Below are 14,905 nucleotides of genomic sequence, written 5' to 3'. Positions count from 1 at the left end.
GGCCTTCACCGCCGTCATCCTGAGTTCGACCGGGCCACGGCCGCAGGCGGCAACTGTTCGCGATCATCGGAATGGACAACCGCAAGGTGCCGTTGTGGGTGCATCCTGCCGTCTCCTGCAGGTGTGGCGAGGTGCTGGATCGCTGGTTCGGGATCGTGAATGACCACGATCCCGGCGACAGCGTCGGTAACCCACGTTGGCGGGGTCCGGCCAGCGAGCAGGTCTTGGACATAGGCCGGAGGTCGGTGACGTAGCCCGCCGAGGACGTGCGCCAGGTAGGGCACGCCGAAGTGGCCGCGATCACTCGGTAGGTGAGTGAACACTGCGTCTTCAACGCCGTCGTCTGCGTCTTCCGACAGCGCCGCTGAGAACTGTCCCATGCGGATGGAGTGCACGGCTTCCAGCATGGTCTTGGCGACCCGCCGGGCGCCGAGCTGCGGACGGCGCATGAACTCGGCGATGTCCGGGTGAACAGCCGCTAGGGGAGGCAACGGTGGCTGTGAGCGGCCGGGGTCAGCGACGTCCTCAAGTGGCAACGACCAGTGAAACGCCTCGACCGCGACGTTGTCACGCACCCGCGGCATCAGGTAGTGCGGGATGATGCTGGGCACGATCGACACCCCGGCCCGCTCCCGGTCGCGGCAGTTGGCGCCATCGTGATGCGTCAGTCCGCAGGCGAGGCCCGCACGGTATGCGGGCGTACCGCAGTACAGGACGTGAGCAGCCGGGACGCTGAACGTCATGGATGAGACGAGGAGCTTGTCGATCTGCGCGGGCTCGGTCTTCCTGCGGCGGTAGCCGAAGTCGACGTGCCAGCCGGTACCGCGGCGCTTCAGGATCTTGGCCTGGGTCAGCAGTCCGAAGCTGGTCCCGGTCGTGTCGATCCACCACCACAACCAGTCGGCGCCCACGGCGCTCTCTTGCCGCTTGGTGAACTTCCAGTACCGGACATCGGGAAATGCTTCCGTCAGCAGGATGTCCGTCGCGGTTTCCTCTGCCCACATGTCCTCGGCCTGGAGCACCTTCGACATGTGCTGGTCGACGGCGAGACGCCCGCGCTGGAACGCCTGGTACGGATCAGGCCGCCCATCGCCGCTGATCATCCTGCTCTCCAACCAATCACCCGGAGCGGGGCAGGCGCCTGGCCCCGCTCGTGCTCACCGAACGATCCTTCCACGGCCGGGGCAACCGGCCACGCTGGCGAGCACCGCCGCTCACGTCACGCCGCCAAGGCCGTCGGCACACCCCTCGCCGCATCCCCAGCGCCCGCGTCGACCGGACCCCCTGCGACCTCGGCTTGGTACTCCTCGCGGACAGCCTTGACAAGCCGCCGCGCCCGAGTCGCGCCAATCCCAAGCCGTACACGAAGCGTGTCCGCGGAGATCGGCTTCTGGTGAGCAGCACGGTGCGCCGCGTCTTCTCGCCGTGCCTGCGCCAAGAGCGCTTCCGGTGTCCGCCCAACGACTGGTCGCTCGCCACCTTGCTGCGGGACGTCCTCGTCGAGTTCGGGCCCCGTCTCCGGCGCACCGTCATCCGAGTCCACAGGGACAGCCGGCTCAGGCCGATCGCCTTCGCGTGCGGCTGGCACATGACTCGTTGCGCCGATCGCCTGCAATAGGCCAGGGCCGACCTCCGACCAGCCGATCAGGAGGAGTGGCCCTACCGCGTCGAAGGCCGCCTTACCAAACTCGCCTGCGACCAGAGGCTCTGCCACGTTCAACGCGAGCGTGACCACGCTTGCGAAGATCAGCAGCCGACGAGCAGGCCGCAGCACCTCCGGGGATGCACCGGCGAGCGCCAGGTGCCGTGTGCCGAGCAGCAGCCCGAGGATCGAAAGATCAACAGCGGGAGCCACCAGTGGCGCGACCCAGGCGGGCACGCCGAGCCGGAGCGCAAGGTTGAGGACGTTGCCGAAGCCGAAGAGAAAAGTGAGGCCAACGACGATGCCCATGATCACGGTGACGGCTTGAACCACAGCAGCCCTCTCCGAGCCTGATCGCGTCGACACAACTGCACGCCTGGTCATCGAGCACCACCTGCTTCGACGCGCGGACGCCCGTGGGTGTCTCGGGTGGGGATGCCGCGTTCACGCAGCTTATTCAGCACGGTGGTGTGGTTGACGCCGAAGTGGTCGCCGACTCGCGCCAGGGACCAGCCGAGCTTGTAGAGGTGGATGGCGTCGTCGACCTGCTCAGGCGAGAGGCCGCGGCGGCGCATCGGCACGCCGTGCCGATGGAGGATGTTGCTGACCGTCCGCCGCTCGATGCCGAACCGGTCACCGAGTTCGTACACCGTCGCGCCGGACCGGTAGTCAGTGATCAACTGCTCGACTTGATCGGCACGGAGTTGCCGGGCCCGGCGAGGTCGGTCGCGCTTGATCACGGTCGGCTCGGGGGTATCGAGGCTGGGAAGCTTCTCGCGGAGCTCTTCCAGCGCCCTGACCTGGTCTTTTATGTTCGAGTAAGGTCCCCTAACCTCCACAATACGAAAACCCTCCCGAATCAGCGGAAACTCCCGCAGGTCAGGGAGGGTTTTCTAGTTTAACTGATGATCTTCTGTGATCACCTGAAGATCCGCCGCGGATCGATTCAGGAACCTCAGCTGGAGGATTTCCGGAGGATCGATCTTGCTGTTCTGCTTGCTTGATGATTAGCAGTAGGCGCCAGGCCGAGGGCGCGTGTGGCTCGCGGTGAAGCGAGGCAGGGGAATGTCTCAGCTACTCCGCTTTTCACCGCTGCTTTCCCACCACCGTGGCGCGGTGGGGGTCAACGAGCGTTCGCGCAGATCACGGCCGACTGGGGGGCCAGCGTTCACGCAGATCCGGCCTGCCGCAGCACATCCAGTCGACAACAGCCGTGCGCGCTTTGCGCCAGCGTCTCTCGAGGCAGCGGAGCAAGCGTCGCTCGACTTCGGGGGCAACGTGGCTGTAGGTCTCGACGATGCGGTTGTCGAGCCGGTGCCCGAGCCGTCGGGCTTGGGCGATCTCGGGGATACCGTCGGCGATCATCCATATCTTGTGGCTGTGCCGGAGTCCGTGGAACGTCAGGCCCGGCCTGACCGGCTCGATCGGCGCAGCGGCGTCGGAACGGCGAAGGTTTCCGTCCACCGCGGGGCGGAAGACCCGTCGATCGAAGTCACTGCGGCGCAACCAGCAGCGACGCGGACTGGCGAACACGAAGTCGCCATCGTGACCGTCCAGGTGATCCCGCAACAGATCGATCAGGAACGGTGGCAGCGTGATGGTGCGTGCCGACGCTGGAGTCTTGGGCGGTCCGAGCCAGAGCCGATGGTTGCCTTCATGCAACGGCGTTGTCGAGTTGCGCAACACCCCACCCGGGCCGGGCCGGCAGCTGGCGGTAGCCCTCGCCGACGCGCTCTACCTCGGTTTGGAGAAACTGCTCACGGAACCGGCGGAGACAGCCCGTCGGCGGCTGCCGCCGAACAGGCCCATCATGATCAGTCTGACGCCGACCACCGCACTCGACGACGATCAGCCGATCAGGTTCGCCGGCATCATCGCCGGCCAGCCTCTCGTGATCTACAACCTGGCGGCCATCACGAATACCGACGTGGCGGCCCTTCACCGGCACTGCGGCCAAGCGATCGCCGGGGCCATTCTGGCCGCGCTGGGCGAGATGCCAGACCCGCCTGACGACGAGATCCTCGACATCGATCAGACGATCAGCGGCTCCGGCACCGCGGTGGAGATACGGGATTCCATCATCCGGCGATGGAACTCATACCCGAGCGGCCCGCGGCTGGTCCACGAGCGCACGCCGTTCACCAACACTGGCGGAGCCGGATTCGGACCGCTGACCGACGGTGGCCGAGCGAGGGCTTTCCGTGCGCTCGCCCAGGTAGTGCACCGGCGCGGCGCTCGTTCCGAAGTGCTGACCGGCGATGCAGCGGTACGCCTGATCCGTGGTGAGCTGGTGCCCCGGGCTGCTGAGCCTGCTCGACCACGAGGTCGGCCGGCCCGACCTGGACCATGCCCTCCCCGCGGCGGCCGCGTTCGTGGAGCACACGTGGGCCGCGAATCGCCGGCGGGATTCCCAGCGAGCCATGATCGGATCCGCCGACGACGGTGGAATTGTCGATTCAGCGTTGGAGGACACCGTAAGCTGGCGGGCCAGCAACCTGGTCGTCGAGCACATGCTGGCGAAAACGCCCAACGGCACCTCACGGCTCGACGAGCACGACTGGAGACGCCTGGTCGACATCGCCGCCCTCGCCCTCGCCCTCGCCCTCGAACTGGCCGACGCGGAAGCAGTCGGCTTTCAGGACGTGAACGCGCAGGTCCTCGCCGTTGGCGTGCTCTCGGTGTGGTCCGGCGAGCCTCGCGCCGACATGGCTGCTCTCCAGCGAGAACGACTGAGAGTCCACCTGGCCCAACAAGCCGACGGCCTCGAGTCCGAGCCCTCGCGGATGAAGTGAGCACAAGCCATGCGGAACAGCCGTTCACTCCGTTGCGAAGCCTGCTGTACACAGCGCTTGAGAACGGCGGCAAAGAGGAAACACTCGCCGCCATACCGAACTGATGCTCGACGTCGAGAACGCCATACGAACCACTCTAGGCTTCGACTCCGACGCCCTCCTCGCCGTCTTGCAGACCACCGCCTCCTGGCCAGCGGCTGAGGCTCCGATCATCGAGGTCGCGCACACCGATCTCGCTCGCTCCGCAAGCGACTGGTCCGGTGTGACCATTACCGAGATCACTGCAGCAATTCGAGCCCTCACGCTCGATTCACAGCGGTTGAAGACGTCTGGACTGGACTTCTGGAACGTCGAACGACGACAAGACCGTCTCGCCACCCGGCCACTCATCGGCCTCTCAGCGATCGGCCGCGCCGAGCGCCTTCTCCTGCTCCCACGCCAGGCAGCCGCCTCGCAACAGATCTTCGCGAACTACCGGATCGCAGTCCGGCTACCCTGGCCCCATCGATCACTACCACCCGAACTGAAGGCCAGCCTGGCCGAGCTGGCCAGGTTCCGTCAACGGCAGTTCGAACACGAAGTCACCGAGGCCGCCCGACGCCAGGGCCTACGGCACCTCCGGCTAGGCCGACTGAAGGCCAAGGCGGCGAAACACGGGCTCGACATCCCCGGAGAAATCGACCTCCTCGCCGCCGAACCAAACAACTCTGGGTGATCGAAGTAAAGAACACCCAAGCGCCCTTCTCCATCGATTACACCTCCTACGACCTCAGAGACTTCCATGGAACTCGTGGCGACATCCGATCCCACGCCAAGCAACGAAAAACTCCCGAGAAGACATATGTCGGGAAACTCCCCGCCAAAACAGCCGCGGGCCGCTCACAACTCGCGGCCGCGCTGAACGCAACCGGCGTCGACAGAAGCCCGGAGGTCTGGACCGTCCTCGCCGTGGTGGTCACTCCCGACCCCAACGTCGCGGCATTCGTCAACGAACCCCGCGTCCCATTCGCCCGCGTCGCCGGGCTTGAACGCCTACTCTCCGGCGAAACTCCACCCACACCTATACCAGGTTTATCTCATCCTGACGTTGCATTCTGGACACCGCCAAGCCTCACCTGGGCCTGCAGGTGGTCGAGAACGCGTTCAAGACAGGCTTCGTGCGCCGTGAAGCGCTGTGGTTTGCGTGGATGTGAGAGACCACCACCGTCGGGCCGTCGCAGCGGCTCGACAGGAGCTGAGAGCAGGCCGGTCCGGGAGTGCCGGGATGCTACGAACAGCCCTGACAACGTCAGGACGTGCCAGCACTGCCAGATAATCCGGATCCGACGAGCGGGATCGAAAAGAGTACTCGAGGAACCGACGTTCTAAAGCCCCTCAATTCTTTACCGGCTCGAACCTGGTGGATGCGTGAGGTTCACCCATTCACGAGGAGAAACCGGACAAATTTCTCAAGTGCAAGCGACCGACAACGACTCATGGCCACGTTCCGACAAGCTCTTCAAGGTTTACGGGCGGCTCGTCAGATCTTCAGGATTGCCAGCGGTCCGACTACAGGACCTCGGACTCTGCAGCAAAATGTCGACCAACAGGAGCCGGCTTGGAGGAATCGAACCTGGAGTTACTTGTTACAAGAAGAGTCAGCACGGGGCCCCTCAAGTGGAACACTGTCCGGTGCCCTGCACAGACCGACCGCTCTTGATGCACAACCTACCCCACAACAACGTGTCCACCGTCACAATAGCACAGCTGCAAAAGCAACCATGGTCAACTAGGCCAACCTTCACGGTCGCACCCTTTACTGAACCGTGACCTGTCGCTGCCTTGCGCAAGCCGGTCAAGTCGCCCTCTGCGGCAGCCAAAGACCATGCCTGTAGCGAATCGGCGTCGTCTGCGACTTCGGAACATGAGGACACCACAGCGCCCCGCTCTCCGGAGCCTTCGCAAGACCACTCGACAGCGCCAGTGGTTGTCCGGCGCGAATAGAGAACTCCCCCTCCGAGGCGTCCCCCAGCTGAGTCAAAACTCGTCCGCGAACACCTGCCAACCTGCCCAAACGATCGTGCAAGTGCACGTGCACGTAGGTGTCAGACATGAACTAAGCGTTGTAGCCACAACAACGATGTCCCCCTTAAGGGGCGCCAGTACGCCTCACGGACAACTATCCGCCGACGCAACACCACAGCGTGATCGTGCCTGCTTAAACGGTCCACCAGAAGCGAGAGTTAGTCACAACCCGGAAGAACTTCCCAGAAGCCTGAAAGATCTGGTTCGGATATCCGCTTCCGTTGGCGTAAGTTAGGGTGCTCACAGTTGGAAAACTCGACTATGGAGTACGACCGGCGACGCACGGTATGGTTGCTACGGGGAAGTCCCAACAGCACGGCGTTGGGTCACTCGATCGGGGAGCGAGCGGATGGGCGCTGAGCCGAGGCCACGTAAGCCTGCCGATTGTGTCGACGAACCCTTCACACTCGTAAGCCCGACACCTACCTCGGTCACGCCTTACTCACTTGCCGACGTACCTCATCAGCTGCCACCGCCACCACACCGGTTCGTCAACCGCACGCGCGAGCTCCAGGCCATCACCGATCGTGTCGAAATGTCGAGGCAGGACCGGGCGACCGTCGTGGTTCTCAGTGGCCTCGGCGGCGTCGGGAAGACCGCCACAGCTCTGACGTGGGCCCACCGATACTTGGCCCGCTTCAGCGGCGGACAGCTCTATGTCGACCTCGCCGCCTACCGGCGCCCTGGTGGAGTGGAGCTCGCTGAAGTCCTGGGCAGTTTCCTTCGTGCACTTGGCGTCAGCGACGACTACGTCCCGACCTCTCTGCCCGAGCGGGCAGCCTTGTTCCGGACCAGAACCCAGGCGCGGCCACTGCTCGTACTCGCCGAAAACGCGGACCAGGCAGCACAGATCCGACCCTTGCTCCCCGGCTCACGGAACAGCGTCGTACTCGTGACCAGCAGGCGCAAGCTCGGCGGCCTGATCACAGAGGGAGCCGAATTCATCGAGGTCTCCCCACTGACAGTGTCCGAGAGCAGACTACTCTTCGCCCAGATGCTCCCTGCGAGAGCGATGTCCGCCGAGCCGGCGGAACTCGAGAAGCTCGCTCACTTGTGCGGCGGCCTTCCCGTCGCTCTCTGCATCGTCGGCGCCCAGCTCACCCAGCATCGAACGTGGTCTGTACCGCGTCTCGTTCGATACCTGACCGACGATCGCCGTCGTTTGGACCGCCTGGCTGTCGACGACGACACGGGGGTCAAGAGAATGTTCGACGCCGTCTACACCGAGCTCACCCACGCCGCACAACTGATGTACCGCCTGGTGGCCCTGCATCCCGGCAGGGATTTCACGACAGGAGTCGCCGCCGCGGCAGCGGATACGTCGATCGACAAAGCGGATGACCTCTTGGCGATCTTGTCCGGCGCCAATCTGCTCGAAGAGCTACCCGGCGAACGTTATCGTTTCCACGACCTGATCCGGCTTCACGCGCGCGAGATGGCCCAGCACAACGAAACCGCAGACGAGATGGACGCGGCGGCGAAGCGGATGGTCTCCTGGTACTTCGACCGGGCGATCGCGGCCGATCGCTCGATACTCGGCGAAGGACGCTGGCGAGTGTCCAGGCGGAAACCCGATCCCACGACACCGAGTTCGAATCGCACGGAATCGATGAGATGGCTTGAGACCGAGCAGACGAACCTGATCCACGCGGTTCGCCTGGCATGGGACCTGCAGGAATTCGAGCAAGTTTGGGTCTTTTGCGAATCCCTGTGGGCGCTCTATCATAGCCACAAGAACTATGGAGATTGGCTGGAAACGCATCATCTCGGCGTACAGGCGGCACAAAAATGCGAGAACGCACCCGCCGAAATCAGAGTGCGTAACCAATTGGCTCGTGCTTACATCGAACTACACGACTTCGAATCCGCAGGCAGAGAACTCCGCGAGGCGGGTCGGGTACCGACCGACGATCTCCGGTCGCAGGCGATCGTTTCGGAGTCACTGGGGCTCCTGTTCCGAGACCAGGAACGTTTTGAAGAGTCCGCCGAGAACCTGCGACGTGCCCAGACACTCAACGAACGACTCGGGAGTGATCGCGGCGTCGCCATCCAGACGTATCAGCTCGGCGACGTACTGGTGAGAGCCGGCCGGGTGAATGACGGCCTTCACTTGCTCACCAAGGCGATGCAAGTAGCGAGCCGAATAGAAGACGAGCTTTCCATGGCCAAGGTCGGAATAGCCATGGGTCGCGCATACGGGCGACTGGACCGCTGGACAGAGGCGCAGGATATTCTGCACCGGACCGCGAGTACCATGCGCGTTCATCGGCAACCGGTGAAGGAAGCCCAAGCTCTGGAAATCCTCCTCGACGTCGCGCGTCACGGAAAAGATCGCAGCTTGTTCCGCGACTCCGCGGAAAGACTCATCCAGCTTTACGAAGCTGCCGGAAACCCCAGGAGCACCACCGTCAGGGATTTACTGGAGGATGTCGATCGAGGGGCGACCGCTTAGCGAACCCCGGCACCGTCGGCTCAGTCCTCAAGTGGCGTCATGAGGAACTTCGTCTGCACACCACCTACGTCGACTTCGACAGTGGCGGGCGCGTCGGCCCACTGGCCGTTGGTCCGCCAGCTGTGCACAACCGCGGCGGCGACCAGCACGTCGCCATGGGCGACGCAGACCGCCGGCCCGTCCCGCCACCTCAGCATGCTGCCTTCGGGACAGGCGTACGCGACGAGCCCGACCGTTTCGGGGTACCGCCGGAAAGTGGCGGCGGCCCATTGGTCGCCCTCGGACACGCTGAGGACGGGCAGGTGCACGATCACCTCACTTTCCTGTCTCATCAGCCGGTCGACCTCGTCGTGAGCGGTGACCTTGAGGAAATCGCCGCCGAGATCGATGACCCGCTCGACGGCGATACGCGGAAAGCATTTGACGGTGATCACCGGGCTGCGCTCGCGATGCGAGAGCTCGGCCAGCACCATCCAGGCCGTGAGGGCTCGATCACGAGACGGCTCCGGGTCGTCGACACGGATCATCCGAGGAGGCCCGGTCGGGACGGGCCTCGCCGCTGCGCGGAGTATGGCATTTCGAAGGATCTCCCAGGAGCAGTTTCGTTTCTGGAACATCGCCTCGGCGATGACGGCCACCTTGGCCGGATCAGGCGGGGTGAGAGTGCGTTCGATCTGCGGCAGCAGGTCCTTTGTGAGGTCGAGGTAGCCGGCGTCGGCGCAGAGCCTTGCGGGCGGTGAGGTCGGGTCCAGTTCGGGACGGCCGTCGGCAAGCAGTAAGAACGGGCGCCCCAGGGCGGCGCCGTAGTACGACACCGATCCATGATCGCCGAGCAGGATGTCCGCGGCGACGACGCCCGCTTCCCACGGGGTACGTGGCGGAATGTAGCGCAGTCCACTGTCGCAATCGTCCTGGAGGCAGAGTTCGATCTCAGCCGGCGAGTGACCCGCCCACACGTTCGGGTGAAGAATTGCCAGCAGGCGATACTCGTGAACGGGCAATTGGGCAAGCAGCGACCGGATCAGGTCCTCGCGACTCCCCCACGCGCCGAACTCACCCCAGGTCGAGCTGACGACCACGAGCTTCTGGGCCCCGGTCAGCCCGAAGGGCTGCCGCAGCTCGGTTCGCGCCTCATTCGAGCACACGATCCGATCGAACACCGGGTCACCCAGGACCACGGCTCGTTCCGCGGCTTCGGGACAGCCTCGCCGCAGACGCTCGATCTGCTCGGCGTGGGAAACGAAGATGAGATCGGGGATCACTTCACCGCCGACCATCAACTGCCCACGCACGAGGCCGGTCGCGATCGTGTCGCTTCCAGTGGACCCCGGGACCAGCCGGTTGTAGCCGGCACCGTGAGCGCAAACGATCTTGTAGCCATGGAGTTCGGCGAGCCGCGCGGACGCCTGGGCGGCCAGGATCACGTCGGACGGAGTCCTTGTCGCCTCCTTCCAGGGGAGAACCACGTGGCCGAGGCTCTCAATATGGCGCCGCAGTTCACGCGCGAAGACCGAACCGGCATCGATTGTGAACCGGATCTCTGGCACGTCCGGCCGGAGCACGTGCAAAAGCCCGAGCAACCTGTCCAATGTCGCGCCGTTACGCACAACGAGTAGCAAGCGATAGGGAGGCTTCCGAGTCATGGGATTGACGCGGTCACGTCCTTGATCACGCACAGGCAGTATCCCGATCCATGTGACCGTCGCCCGATCGGTTGCTACCGGGCGGTACTCAGTGGTACTCCTTTACGGTGACCCCAATCTGCCATATAGCCGTCGGCCAACCGGCGCGTACCGGCCATGTGGCGCAATGCTAGCCGTCCGGCTCATTGAAACCTAGTGCGAGAAGGGTTCCTTCATGCCCAGGGGACGTAACCCGGTGGCTGCGCAGCGAAAACTACGCAGCGAACTACGGCGGCGACGCAGCGTCAGGAAGCTTACCCAGAAGGAGGTCGCCGACGCTCTGTCCTGGTCGATGTCGAAGGTGATCCGCATGGAGACGGGATCCGTCGGCGTGTCGATCACCGACCTCTGGGCTCTGTTGCATCTCTATAATGTGACCGATCCCACAACGGTGAGCGAGATCGTGGAGATCGCCAGGATGGCCCGCGAGAAGGCGTGGTGGGACGACTATCGCGAGTACGCCTCCCCCGAGCTGATCGACTTCATCGCCACGGAGGCCGCGGCGGCGAAGATGTACCAGTACCAGTCGTTCCTCGTGCCCGGGATCCTTCAGACGCCCGAATACGTTCGCAGCCTCGGCAAGGTGTTCGAGCTCGACGCCGAAGACATCGAGCACGGAATCGCCATGCGCTCGTCGCGGCAACGACTCCTCACCGAGCCCGACGGGCCCGAGGCCAGGTTCGTGCTCGACGAAGCAGCGATCAGTCGCTCGATCGGCACTTCCGACGTGATGCGCGGTCAATTCGACCACCTGCTGGAAATCGACAAGTTGCCGAACGTCACCATCCAGATCGCCGCGTTCGCCAACGGGGTGACCGACGGCATGCAAGCGTCCTTCACTCTTTTCACCTTCGACGACGATCGAGAGAGACCGCTCGTCTACCTCGATCAGGCCTCGCACCCACTCCTCATCCAACGGGACGCCGAAGAAGTCGAGCGATACCGTCAGCGGTTCGACAAGGTGCGAGGATCGGGACAGTCATCGCTCCCTGAGGATCTCGAAGACGCGTTGGGCCGTGTGCGCCGAAAAATCGACCTGTGAACCGATCGAACCTTCTTCTTTCACCTCTTTGGCCCAATCGACTCACGCAACGTATCGGGATTCCTCCGCCAGCTCCTGCGACGGCCAAGTAGAATCGGATACTCCGGAACTCAAGGAGTGCCCGGCCGGGAGCCAGCGCTTCCGACCAGCACTGCAGGTCGGGAGGGGCCTAATGACCGGAGCGAATCAGCACATCGACGACTGCGATCACGACGAGTTGGCGTGGTTCACGAGTTCACACTGCCACCCGAGAACTGACCCGAACTGCGTCGAAGTAGCCATCACCGAAAAAGCGGTCCACGTACGAAATTCGCAGGAACGGCACGTCGGCGAACTCACGTTCCGACCTGAGGTTTGGCGGGCGTTCATCAAGTCGTTGCAATAGCCCGCCTACCGGGTCAGAACGGGTGCGGCAAGCACTCGAACACCCAGCCCGGCATGTCAATTTTTCGGATTTTTGGATTGTCCGGGATATGGGTCGTCCGCAGCGACAGCAGATCTAACGGGCCTGGATCCGCACCGCGTACTCCACGGACGGAATTCTTGGCCCGACCGGCGCGGGCTTCGAACAACGGCCGAGGCTCGCCGTGCACGCCGACGTCCTGGACCCTGCCGTGGGGAACGAGGGTGTTCTCGGAATCCGCATGCTGCAGATGTTCGTCGGTACGCGCTGGGCGCCGGCTCGGGCACAGGCCCAGACCGCGCTGAAAGCCATCACGTTCGCACGAGACCAGGCGGCGTCCAGGAAACAGATCGCGACCGAGGTGGCACAGGGCCCCCTCGCCGATGCGGAGCTGCGGGTGACGTCCGCCCTGGAGCGCCTCGCGTCGTTCGGCAAGGTCGACGTCGACGTCGCGGCGACGAACAAAGTGGCCGACTCCGCGAAACCGGCACACGAGATCTCCGTACGCCTGTTCACGGCCCGCACCACGGCGGCACAGGTCGACGACCAGATAGGGGTCGAACGCGCGCGTCGCAACACGGCGGTGGAGGACGCCCTCGCCCGCCGGTTCTTCAACGCGATGATACCGACGAAGTGCCCGCGATGTTCGTCCGCGGTGACCGACAAGCGTCGCACCGCGGAAAGCCATGAACACGCCTGCTCGCTCTGCTCGGCCGAACTCGACCTCGACGCGTTCGACGAAAACGTCGTCGTCGCCTCCGACGTCGAGAACCACGCCCGTGCGGACTTGATCTCAGCCACCGAAGAAGCTGAACGACGATCGACGAGGAACCCGTCGGCGACGCCTCGACGCCCTCCTGGAAGCCTCCGCTGCGGCCGCCGCAGCGGTCGAGACACTCACGAAAGACCTGGCAGAGGCAGAGCAGCAACGTCGTGACGCCAAAGCCTCGGCACTGGCCACTCAGCAAAGCGCAGCGCAAGCCCGCGAAAGGTTCCAGGCCGAACTGGATCTCGCCCGTGCCGAAGGCGCGCTGGACAGCATGCGGAGTCCGGGCCCGATCGACACGGGCGCGATACCGGCGCAGCACGGGGTCGCCGTGAGCCGGAGCGCGGTCCTGGAAGCAGCCGACCGAGTCACGGCAGCATGGCTCAAACGCGACCAAGACCCATTGCTCAACGAAGTATCCTAGGAGATCGCGCGCCTGGTACGCAGCTTCGGTGCCGACAACATCACCGGCGTTTCCCTCAAGGGGAACGCGAACATGGACGTCCACAAAGGCGGTACGAAGAGCGGCTACGGCAAAGTGACCAACGGCGAGAAACTTCGGCTGAAGCTCGCGACGGCCATCGCCCTGATCGCCCACGGCCACCGGGCAGGGGTCGGCAGGCACCCCAGACTCCTGCTCATCGATTCCCCGGCGGCGAAGGAGACTCCCGTCGACGATCTGAGGATCATGGTGGAGGCGATGCGCGGCGCGGCCGAACAGACGAGCATGCAAGCCAGGCTTCGCAAACGAAATGGCTGAGCACCAAGAAGTTCACTGACGTCAAGGGCAGGACCACGTAGGAAGCGCACGTTCTCTGCTCCTGAACCCACCGACACGACATTCTCCGCGCGATGACACAGGCCGGAAGCCGACCGCCGGTGGGTTCATCACCACTGCATCGAACCCCACCGGCGGAGTTCGGGCAGCGCAGCGCAACGGCCTCCGATCGCGGCGCTCCTTCGACCGAGCCCCATCGTGAGCATCAGGGTGGCCTGGTCGCCCCGCGCCGGCAGCGAAGAACTGGCTGCGCGATCGAAACGACGAGCAACCGGCCGAGCCGGCTGACAGCCGACGGGACCCCGAACGTGGCCATTTTCTGGCGCCTCGCGCCTTGGTCACCGCACGTCGTCAGCCCAGTCAGTGAACAACGGGAAGGGACGGACAGCCTCACAGCGGTCCTGCTCGGCACCGGCCGCCGTCCGGAGCTCGGATCCCGGAGGCTGCGCGAGGCAGGCGTCGATGAACTGCCGCACACTGACGACGGTGAACCCGACTCGGAGCCGAGCCATGCGGGACACGAGCAACGGGTGGGTTTCCCAGGTACCGTCACGGTGCCGCTCGACCCACCCCGTTCGATCGGTGGTCGGCCGTCACGAAGATGATGTCCCGGCGCCTTCGCCGTGCATCGTCCAGGAGTTCCAGCCAGATCAGGCAGTCACTGAGCCGTTGGGCCACGACCTGTTGTGCCCCTTCACAGCGCCACCGGGCGGAATCTTGTACCTGATCATCAGCCCGGCGACCCGTTCCCGCCGGGCCGCCTCGACTTCGCCGGGCGGTTCCCCGACCCTCAATGCCGACCTTGGAATGCGGCCGAGGAACTCCACCGCCGCGCGCGCCGACTCGCCGTATTCGACTTTCCGCTTGGTAAAAAGTTGACTTAAAGATATCCGCGCCTCGGCCACTTTCAGTAGAAAATCACGAAAACCGTCCGGTTCCAGTCCGAAGTGGTCGCGACGCGTGCGCACTGAACACCACCTGCTCGAAACTGTCCAGTATCTTGGCGCCGTCGCGTTCCAGATCGCGGATCGTGTCACGGCGGATATCGGGCGCGAGCCGCCGCACCTCGCACAACGCCTGGTACGGAAGGAAAGCCTGCGCACCGAGTCCAATGACAGAACGCAGGAGCTCCGCGCACTCCTGCTCGTCCGCCTTCCACAAACGCAGGGGCGCGCACGCGTCCAGCACGACATCGGCGCCCCGGGTCATCATCGCCGAAATATGCGGCCACAGTCGATCTTCGTTTTCCGGGAAGCGACGAACCACAGCCAACTCGGACTCCCT

14 protein-coding genes are annotated in these 14,905 nt (G+C 64.3%); 7 read left to right on the top strand and 7 right to left on the bottom strand.

Annotated elements, in window-relative coordinates; translation table 11 throughout:
* Positions 1 to 14 precede the first annotated feature (14 nt).
* From ACZ1DY_RS08500 to ACZ1DY_RS08485, 4 genes are all read right to left on the bottom strand, one after another.
* Positions 15 to 1,103: a hypothetical protein gene (locus ACZ1DY_RS08500; RefSeq protein WP_098085221.1), complete on the bottom strand. Its 1,089-nt coding sequence runs from the start codon at positions 1,101 to 1,103 to the stop codon at positions 15 to 17.
* Between the two features lie 116 nt (positions 1,104 to 1,219).
* Positions 1,220 to 2,026: an MATE family efflux transporter gene (locus ACZ1DY_RS08495; RefSeq protein ID WP_228822309.1), complete on the bottom strand. Its 807-nt coding sequence runs from the start codon at positions 2,024 to 2,026 to the stop codon at positions 1,220 to 1,222.
* Positions 2,023 to 2,382: a helix-turn-helix domain containing protein gene (locus ACZ1DY_RS08490; RefSeq protein WP_098085218.1), complete on the bottom strand. Its 360-nt coding sequence runs from the start codon at positions 2,380 to 2,382 to the stop codon at positions 2,023 to 2,025. The genes ACZ1DY_RS08495 and ACZ1DY_RS08490 overlap by 4 nt, the downstream gene beginning before the upstream one ends.
* 403 nt (positions 2,383 to 2,785) lie before the next feature.
* On the bottom strand, positions 2,786 to 3,325 hold the full coding sequence (locus ACZ1DY_RS08485) for a tyrosine-type recombinase/integrase (protein ID WP_465484095.1): 540 nt from the start codon (positions 3,323 to 3,325) through the stop codon (positions 2,786 to 2,788).
* Between the two features lie 596 nt (positions 3,326 to 3,921).
* Here ACZ1DY_RS08485 and ACZ1DY_RS08480 point away from each other — a divergent pair.
* From ACZ1DY_RS08480 to ACZ1DY_RS08470, 3 genes are all read left to right on the top strand, one after another.
* A complete protein-coding gene (locus ACZ1DY_RS08480; RefSeq protein ID WP_465484094.1) occupies positions 3,922 to 4,434 on the top strand; it encodes a hypothetical protein in 513 nt (170 codons plus the stop codon).
* A gap of 103 nt (positions 4,435 to 4,537) precedes the next feature.
* A complete protein-coding gene (locus ACZ1DY_RS08475) occupies positions 4,538 to 5,149 on the top strand; it encodes a hypothetical protein (protein ID WP_465484093.1) in 612 nt (203 codons plus the stop codon).
* A gap of 1,698 nt (positions 5,150 to 6,847) precedes the next feature.
* Entirely contained in the window at positions 6,848 to 8,950 is a 2,103-nt protein-coding gene (locus ACZ1DY_RS08470) for an ATP-binding protein (protein ID WP_465484092.1), read from the top strand.
* A 20-nt stretch (positions 8,951 to 8,970) separates the two neighbouring features.
* Here the strand turns inward: ACZ1DY_RS08470 and ACZ1DY_RS08465 are convergent, their stop codons facing one another.
* A complete protein-coding gene (locus ACZ1DY_RS08465) occupies positions 8,971 to 10,626 on the bottom strand; it encodes a hypothetical protein (protein WP_465484091.1) in 1,656 nt (551 codons plus the stop codon).
* 181 nt (positions 10,627 to 10,807) lie between these two features.
* On the opposite strand from ACZ1DY_RS08465, the gene ACZ1DY_RS08460 reads away from it, so the two are divergent.
* From ACZ1DY_RS08460 to ACZ1DY_RS08445, 4 genes are all read left to right on the top strand, one after another.
* Entirely contained in the window at positions 10,808 to 11,674 is an 867-nt protein-coding gene (locus ACZ1DY_RS08460) for a helix-turn-helix domain-containing protein (RefSeq protein ID WP_465484090.1), read from the top strand.
* A 172-nt stretch (positions 11,675 to 11,846) separates the two neighbouring features.
* A complete protein-coding gene (locus tag ACZ1DY_RS08455) occupies positions 11,847 to 12,059 on the top strand; it encodes a DUF397 domain-containing protein (RefSeq protein ID WP_465484089.1) in 213 nt (70 codons plus the stop codon).
* Positions 12,060 to 12,318: 259 nt separating this feature from the next.
* A complete protein-coding gene (locus tag ACZ1DY_RS08450) occupies positions 12,319 to 13,014 on the top strand; it encodes a hypothetical protein (protein WP_465484088.1) in 696 nt (231 codons plus the stop codon).
* Between the two features lie 325 nt (positions 13,015 to 13,339).
* Complete coding sequence (locus ACZ1DY_RS08445; RefSeq protein WP_465484087.1) at positions 13,340 to 13,603, top strand: hypothetical protein; 264 nt, start codon at positions 13,340 to 13,342, stop codon at positions 13,601 to 13,603.
* Between the two features lie 356 nt (positions 13,604 to 13,959).
* Here ACZ1DY_RS08445 and ACZ1DY_RS08440 read toward each other — a convergent pair whose 3' ends face one another.
* Complete coding sequence (locus ACZ1DY_RS08440) at positions 13,960 to 14,133, bottom strand: hypothetical protein (RefSeq protein ID WP_465484086.1); 174 nt, start codon at positions 14,131 to 14,133, stop codon at positions 13,960 to 13,962.
* 406 nt (positions 14,134 to 14,539) lie between these two features.
* Positions 14,540 to 14,893: a hypothetical protein gene (locus tag ACZ1DY_RS08435; protein WP_465484085.1), complete on the bottom strand. Its 354-nt coding sequence runs from the start codon at positions 14,891 to 14,893 to the stop codon at positions 14,540 to 14,542.
* Between the last annotated feature and the right edge of the window lie 12 nt (positions 14,894 to 14,905).

Source organism: Amycolatopsis sp. PSD-21 (genome assembly GCF_055561455.1).
The sequence above is the reverse complement of the archived record's forward strand: the minus strand, read 5'-3'. Positions and strand labels throughout refer to the sequence as shown.

Excerpts from the sequence above, each read along its gene's own strand:
- ACZ1DY_RS08455 (WP_465484089.1), top strand. The coding sequence starts at position 11,847 with ATGACCGGAGCGAATCAGCACATCGACGACTGCGATCACGACGAGTTG.
- ACZ1DY_RS08440 (WP_465484086.1), bottom strand. The coding sequence starts at position 14,133 with ATGGCTCGGCTCCGAGTCGGGTTCACCGTCGTCAGTGTGCGGCAGTTC.
- ACZ1DY_RS08495 (WP_228822309.1), bottom strand. The coding sequence starts at position 2,026 with ATGACCAGGCGTGCAGTTGTGTCGACGCGATCAGGCTCGGAGAGGGCT.
- ACZ1DY_RS08445 (WP_465484087.1), top strand. The coding sequence starts at position 13,340 with ATGGACGTCCACAAAGGCGGTACGAAGAGCGGCTACGGCAAAGTGACC.
- ACZ1DY_RS08450 (WP_465484088.1), top strand. The coding sequence starts at position 12,319 with ATGCTGCAGATGTTCGTCGGTACGCGCTGGGCGCCGGCTCGGGCACAG.
- ACZ1DY_RS08500 (WP_098085221.1), bottom strand. The coding sequence starts at position 1,103 with ATGATCAGCGGCGATGGGCGGCCTGATCCGTACCAGGCGTTCCAGCGC.
- ACZ1DY_RS08475 (WP_465484093.1), top strand. The coding sequence starts at position 4,538 with ATGCTCGACGTCGAGAACGCCATACGAACCACTCTAGGCTTCGACTCC.
- ACZ1DY_RS08460 (WP_465484090.1), top strand. The coding sequence starts at position 10,808 with ATGCCCAGGGGACGTAACCCGGTGGCTGCGCAGCGAAAACTACGCAGC.
- ACZ1DY_RS08470 (WP_465484092.1), top strand. The coding sequence starts at position 6,848 with ATGGGCGCTGAGCCGAGGCCACGTAAGCCTGCCGATTGTGTCGACGAA.